The following is a 6,755-nucleotide window of genomic DNA, read 5'->3' as shown; positions in this document are numbered from 1 at the left end:
TTCTCGAACTCAGCCGGACATGTCCGGCTGAGTTCGAGAACGGAAGCTAAGCGTTCGGATGAACTCGCAAATTAACTAAGTCGTGTACATTCCTGCACAATTCGACGCATTTCACTTTTCCCAATGACAAACAAGTCTCGTTATGGCAGAATTAATTTTCACGGGCGGTTGGCGCAGCGGGAGCGCAGGTGCCTTACAAGCATCGGGTCGGGGGTTCAAATCCCTCACCGCCCACCATTTGAACGCACAATGGCTGCTCATCTGAGCAGCCATTTTCTTTTCTCTATTATTTAAAGCGCGATATCAATTCAGATTCAACGCATTCGCTTGCATCGCCGTGCACCACAAATTGCAGCACAATTTGCACCACAAACCGCACCAAGGGTCGCACCACACCGCCACACGCATGCAGCACGAGCTCGGAGTCGCCGTGCACCCATTTCAGTTTTCAGCGCTTGCATTGCCTCGCTGCTCATTTGCAACTAGAGAAACCAGTACCAGTTTCCAGCGGCAATCAGCCGAATAGAGCCCGACATCCGACTGGTCGCTGCGGGCCGCACCATTCTGCAGCCCGCCTGAATGCAATGCTTTTTTTCTTCCATTTTTTCGTTATCATTGCCCCAAACTCACACCGAAGGAGGTACGCCATGCCAAACGTCGAACTAAAACGCGGGCAAGAGGTTGAAGAAGACGCATTCGAGATTCGCCGTCGCGTTTTCATGGAAGAGCAGGGTTATACCGATGAATTCGACGACATCGACGATACCTGCATCCATATCGTGCTTTACAAAGACGGCGAGCCAGCTGGCTGCGCTCGCACCTTCCCCGAACCCGCTGAATCAACACGCTGGGCCGTTGGCCGCGTAGCGGTGCTCCCGGAAAAACGCGAAGGGGGTTTTGGGCGCATGCTCGTCGAAGAATGCGAGCGTGCTGCCATCGAGGCAGGAGCAACCGAAATGTGCCTGCACGCCCAAGCTCGACTCGAGGGCTGGTATGGGCTCATGGGATACACGCGGTTCGGCGAAGTCGACTACGAAGACGAAGGCCAGCCACATATTTGGATGGAAAAGACCGTCTTGCGCTCCTAGCAACAACGCCCCATATCGAAACCGCCCACAATGCGGGCGGTTTTCTTGGCCAGCTACGCGCGCACCAGACTAAAGCCCTAATCGAAACCACCCGCATAGCGGGCGGTTTGCCCTTAGAGCATACCTTTGAATGAAAATAGGCGTCGGATTGAATCCGGCGCCTATTGCGTAAGCCTTAAAAAGTCGGCCTATAGGATAAAACGCGTCTCGACGAAACGCATGTCCCATCCCGTTCATCGAGCCAGGACGGGAAGGGCCCTTGCGGTTAAGCTTTTCACGGCGAAACGCCTAACCCACCATCAGAATCGATGCTGCGACAAAAGCGACAGTAAGCACAATGACCCCGCCAAAAATTGCCCATGCTCCAGGGCGGGCGCAATTGATGGTCCAACCTACGCCGAATCGCTCGGGCACAAACAGGCTCGCATCTTCGGGCGCCCAGTAAAAAATGCCCAGCTTCCAATGATCATCATCGTCAACGAGCATGGCATCACTCGTTTGCATGCGGAGGAATACACGCGATCCGCATTGCCCATACACCACGCTTACCGCAATAGACGCAACCACCATCGGAATGCACGCGACAAGCGCCACGATTACCGCAGCACCAATCGTAATAACCCCGACGACATACAGCTCGAAAGCAACTCCCATGACCATTGTCAACAGCACTCCGCCGCCTACCAGCACAATTGAATTTGCCCGAACGAACATGCCGTAAGCCCAGGCAGAAGAAGCGGCAGCACCGGGCTCTTTCCAAGCCTTCGACACAAGCATTTGCCAATGGCAAAACGTCAAAATAACGGCGAGAAACACCTCAAGCAGCACGGGAAACAACACAACGCCAACGCTCTTCTGAGCCCATCCGTCAACCACCCCATCAAAACCTATGTGCATTGGCACCAATTCGGGCATAGACGAATACCCAACGGCGGCTATTGCCACCGTAACGGCAATCACGGGAATATAGAGCAAATTCCATTTCAGCGACAGCCCCCGCGGAAAGCCTTCAGGCTCCGCCCCAACGGAAGCGACGAATTGCTGCGATTGCGCAACCCAGCCGCGTTCTTTCTTATACGAAACTATACGGCGACGGTAGAAAAGCATAAGGCCATACGACACAAGCATGAGCGCGAAGGTACCACCAATAAGCAAAACGAAGAAGACCAAAGGGCGCTGAGCATACGCCGCCATTGCGCATGCGAGCGTAAGCGCCGCCGTAACCGCAAGCATAATGGCGGCATATTTCCGTTTAAGGCCCTTTACGTACGCATCATTTTGAGCAGCAGAGGGAACCGTCACCGCAAACACTTCGGTGCGACGTTGAAGATACGGAACTATGGCAGCCAGTATTCCGCAAAGAGGAATCGTCGAGCATACCGCGCACATAATAATTGTCGTTGTAGTCATTACTGCCCCCTAATCGCCACAAGAAGAATGGGTCTTCGCCCCGGCGCTTTTTGCCTCATACGCGCATTTCGCTTGAGCCGCAGCACGTTCGAGAAATCCATCGAGCGTGCCGCCCCGGGCGCGCCAGGCCATGGCCAAGTCGTGCAACGCATCGTCCATTTGACTATCTGCAGCCTCATTCGACGAGTTCGCGTCCTGTGCCCCCGCTATGAAGGCGCCCGCACGGCCTTTGACCACGATGTAGCCTTCGTCGCGCAACACGGCATATGCCTTATTGACCGTATGCAGGTTAATGCCCAAATCGCTCGCCATGCGGCGCACACTTGGCAATGCATCGCCCGCCGTTAGGTCGCCTCGTGCGATGCCGGCAATTATTTGCGAGCGAATCTGCATATACAGTGGCTCATCGACCATGTCGTTAATAACAATGTACATATCAATGTCCCTTCTTGTTATACCTGTACTATAACAGATATAACAAGAAGGGACAAGTTCACGAACAAGCAAGACAAAACAAAAGGAACGGCCCCTTTCGGGACCGTTCCTTTTTTCCACCACACGACGGAGGCTCAACCCCGCGTGGAGGAATCGTATCCTTGGTTATCGCCAGACAAAGAGCCGGAGAAACCTCGCTAGAGTATGCACATTGCGACTGTGACAATCACCAAGCAGATGACCGCCAATATCGCGAGCAGTTTTCCTACCCACTTAAGCCACGTGCCGTACTGCACATGAGCAACTGCCAAGCCACCCATGATTGCGCCGCAGGTAGGAGTGAACAGGTTCACGAAGCCATTTGCAGAGCTGAAGATCATGACCATGGTCTCGACCGAGAAACCGAGGTTCGCAGCCAAGGGGCCCATGATGGGCATGGACACAGTTGCCATGCCGGAGCTCGACGGAATCAAGAACGAAAGCACAACGTAGAGCAGCCACGATGCCGGCGCGAAGATGAACGCGGAGACACCCTGCAAAGCATTGGAGGCATTCAACAGAATCCAGTCGGACATGCCGGTTTCAGCCATCAGGATGGAGATACCACGAGCGAGAGCGATGATCATAACAACGCTCATCATGTCTGCGGTGCCGTCGATAAACGCCTTCACCGTTTCGGCCTCGGAAAGACCGCCAACCACGGCGATGATGAGGGCCAGGATGAAGAACCAGCACGCAGCCTCAACGAAGTACCATTCACCAAGCGGAAGGCCGGTGATAACGGCAGACCAACCGAGGAAGATTTCAACACCGAAGTCTTCCCAAGGAATGAAGCTGATGACCATCACGATAAATGCGATGGCGAACACGATCAGGGCACCCTTCTGACGACCGGTGAGCGTGACGTCTTCAAGAGCGTTGTCCTTGCCGAAGTTCTCTTTCTCGGCTTCCTGCTCCTGCAGAGACAGGATCGTCGAGCCCCTGTCCTTCTTCACCTTGGCGGCATACTTCATAACGTAGATGATGGACACAGCCGTGGTGGAAATCCAGAGGATGGCGCCCAGAGCGATGATGATGCCCTGGTTCACCTGAATGCCAGCGTCAACGAGCGAGGATACCGCAGCGCCAACGGCGAACGGGTTAACCGTAGAGCCCAAAACGCCGCAGCCAGCACCCAACAGAACGACTGCCGAGCCAACCATCGCATCGAAGCCGGCAGCATACATGGTTGCTGCAAGCAGAACGTAGAACGGCACGGTTTCTTCGCACATACCGTAGGTGGTACCACCGATAGAGAACAGAACCATAAGAATGGGAATGAGAACGAGCTCATTGCCCTTGAGCTTCTTCACAAGCACGGCAATGCCGTTGTCGAGAGCGCCCGTCTTGGTCATAACGCCCAAGAAGCCGCCCAGGATCATAACGAAGAAGCAGACCTCAAGTGCGCCGCCCGGGAAGGTGTCGGGGTTCGCAGCACCTTCAACGATATCGCTAGGAGCACCAGTGAAGCCATAAATCGGAGATGTCAAAATGTTTGACAGAGATGCAGCCGTAACAGTACCGCCCGTGGCTGCCGCAGCAATCCACGAAATAACGGCCAGAACGACCAAAAGGATGAGCAAAATACTAAAGGAGCTAATGGGTTCCTTTTTTTTCTTAGTCTTCTCAGCCATGGGAGTCCCCTTTCCTGGGAGAGCACCCGCGCAACCCTTGCGGTTTCCCCTGCGCGAATGCTCCCTCCCCCGAGCGACCAGCCCGGAGGAGGGGGATTGAGCGGCTTAGGCGGTAATCGTAGTACCGGTCAAGCCATTAATTGCATCTTTGGCCTTGTCCAAAGACGTGATGAGGGCTTTACCCTGGGGGTATTCCTCGACATACTCAAGGCATGCCTCAACCTTCGGCAACATGGAGCCCGGCGCGAACTGGCCCTGCTCGATGTATTCCTGAGCCTGAGCGATATCCATCGTGTCGATATCGGCCTGCTCGGGAGTGTTGAAGTTGATAGCAACCTTCTCGACAGCGGTGAGAATCACCAGCATGTCGGCCTTGAAGGTGGCAGCCATCATGGCAGCCGAACGGTCCTTGTCGATAACGGCAGGAACGCCTTCGTAGGTGTCGTTGCGCTCGAACACCGGCACGCCGCCGCCGCCCGTGCAAACAACGATGTAGCCGTCGTCGAAGAGGTCCTGAATCGCGTCGCTCTCAACGATGCGGCGGGGCTTCGGAGAAGCAACCACCTGACGCCAACCACGGCCGGCATCTTCCTTGAAGGTGTAGCCAGTCTCGGCGGCCTTGGCCTTGGCCTCTTCCTCGGTCAGGAAGGCGCCAACAGGCTTGGTGGGGTTCTGGAAGGCCGGATCGTCGGGATACACGACGGTCTGCGTAACCACGTTAGCAGTGGAACGCATGATGCCGCGACGACGAAGCTCATTCAGGATAGCCTGCGAGAGCTGGTAGCCAATGTAGCCCTGGCTCATGGCGCCGGCCTCGGGGAAAGGCATTTCAGGCGTTTTTTCGTCATGCTGAGATGCGAAAGCAAACGCGTTGTTAATCATGCCGACCTGAGGGCCGTTGCCGTGGGTGACGATGACGTTGTTGCCTTCGGCAACCATGTCAACGATGCAGGCTGCAGTGTGCTTTACGAGCTCAAGCTGCTCCTGGGGCGTATTGCCCAGGGCGTTGCCGCCCAGCGCGATGACAATACGCTTTCCATCTGACTTAATGTAAGGCATTGCAAATCTCCTGCTACTACTTCAGGGTGGCGTACATGACAGCCTTGATGGTGTGCATACGGTTCTCAGCCTCGTCGAAGACCTTGGACTGCTTCGACTCGAAGACCTCGTCGGTGACTTCCATCTCGGTGATGCCGAACTGCTCGGCCTTCTGGGCGCCAATCGTGGTGTTGGTGTCGTGGAAGGCGGGCAGGCAGTGCAGGAAGATGGCTTCCGGCTTGGCGAGAGCCATGAGCTCGGCGGTCACGCGATAAGGCTCGAGCTCCTTGATGCGCTCAGCCCAAACCTCGTCGGGCTCGCCCATGGAGACCCAAACGTCGGTGTAGATAACGTCGGCGTTGGTGCAGGCTTCCTTGGGATCGTCGGTGAGGAGGATGGTGCAACCATTCTCGGCAGCGATCGGCTTGCAAGCCTCAACCACGTCGTCGCCAGGCATGCAGTGCTTCGGGCCACAAGCCACGAAATTCATGCCGAGCTTGGCGCACACAACCATCAGGGAGCGAGCAACGTTGTTCTTGCAGTCGCCCATGAAGACGAGGGTGCGGCCCTTGATGTCGTAGTTGAAGTTCTCCTGAACGGTGAGGATGTCGGCGAGCATCTGGGTGGGATGCCACTCAGTGGTCAGGCCGTTCCACACGGGCACGCCAGCGTTGGCAGCCAGGTCTTCAACGTCAGCCTGGGCAAAACCGCGGAACTCGATACCGTCATACATGCGGCCGAGAACGCGAGCGGTGTCCTCAATGGACTCCTTCTTGCCCATCTGAGAGCTGTTGGGATCAAGATAGGTGACGCCCATGCCCAGGTCCATTGCGCCAACTTCGAATGCGCAACGGGTACGGGTGGAGGTCTTCTGGAAGAGCAGAACGATGTTCTTGCCCTCGAGGTAACGATGAGGAACGCCCGCGCGCTTCATGTCCTTGAAGTTCTTGGAAAGCTTCAGCAGGTATTCGATCTCCTCGGTAGAGAAGTCGAGCAGACGGAGGAACGGACGACCAGAAAGATTAACACCCATTTTGATTCCTTTCTTGGGTTGAAGGGAGAAACCCCTTCCTTGAGCCTCATGCAGGCCCTGCGACACTCGTATCGCAGG

General features: G+C 55.6%; 6 protein-coding genes and 1 tRNA gene. 2 read left to right on the top strand and 5 right to left on the bottom strand.

The window, feature by feature from the left end:
• Window positions 1-162 precede the first annotated feature (162 nt).
• Together Q0D41_RS06700 and Q0D41_RS06695 are read left to right on the top strand one after the other, a co-directional pair.
• A tRNA-Val gene (locus Q0D41_RS06700) sits at window positions 163-237 on the top strand.
• 410 nt (window positions 238-647) lie between these two features.
• Window positions 648-1,088: a GNAT family N-acetyltransferase gene (locus Q0D41_RS06695; protein WP_294377025.1), complete on the top strand. Its 441-nt coding sequence runs from the start codon at window positions 648-650 to the stop codon at window positions 1,086-1,088.
• 288 nt (window positions 1,089-1,376) lie between these two features.
• On the opposite strand, the gene Q0D41_RS06690 is transcribed toward Q0D41_RS06695, so the two are convergent.
• The 5 genes from Q0D41_RS06690 to argF all read right to left on the bottom strand — a co-directional run bounded on the left by Q0D41_RS06690 (window position 1,377) and on the right by argF (window position 6,677).
• Window positions 1,377-2,498, bottom strand: coding sequence for a DUF1648 domain-containing protein (locus Q0D41_RS06690; RefSeq protein ID WP_294377022.1), 1,122 nt, complete (start codon window positions 2,496-2,498; stop codon window positions 1,377-1,379).
• A 9-nt stretch (window positions 2,499-2,507) separates the two neighbouring features.
• On the bottom strand, window positions 2,508-2,933 hold the full coding sequence (locus Q0D41_RS06685) for a GntR family transcriptional regulator (RefSeq protein ID WP_294377019.1): 426 nt from the start codon (window positions 2,931-2,933) through the stop codon (window positions 2,508-2,510).
• A gap of 197 nt (window positions 2,934-3,130) precedes the next feature.
• Window positions 3,131-4,606: a YfcC family protein gene (locus tag Q0D41_RS06680; protein WP_294377016.1), complete on the bottom strand. Its 1,476-nt coding sequence runs from the start codon at window positions 4,604-4,606 to the stop codon at window positions 3,131-3,133.
• A gap of 105 nt (window positions 4,607-4,711) precedes the next feature.
• The gene (arcC, locus tag Q0D41_RS06675; RefSeq protein WP_294377013.1) at window positions 4,712-5,665 is read right to left on the bottom strand and encodes a carbamate kinase; all 954 of its coding nucleotides are present in this window, start codon (window positions 5,663-5,665) and stop codon (window positions 4,712-4,714) included.
• 16 nt (window positions 5,666-5,681) lie between these two features.
• A complete protein-coding gene (argF, locus tag Q0D41_RS06670; RefSeq protein ID WP_294377009.1) occupies window positions 5,682-6,677 on the bottom strand; it encodes an ornithine carbamoyltransferase in 996 nt (331 codons plus the stop codon).
• Between the last annotated feature and the right edge of the window lie 78 nt (window positions 6,678-6,755).

Source organism: uncultured Slackia sp., from assembly GCF_934630525.1.
Lineage (GTDB): Bacteria > Actinomycetota > Coriobacteriia > Coriobacteriales > Eggerthellaceae > Slackia.
This window is presented reverse-complemented; position numbering and strand designations above follow the sequence as displayed.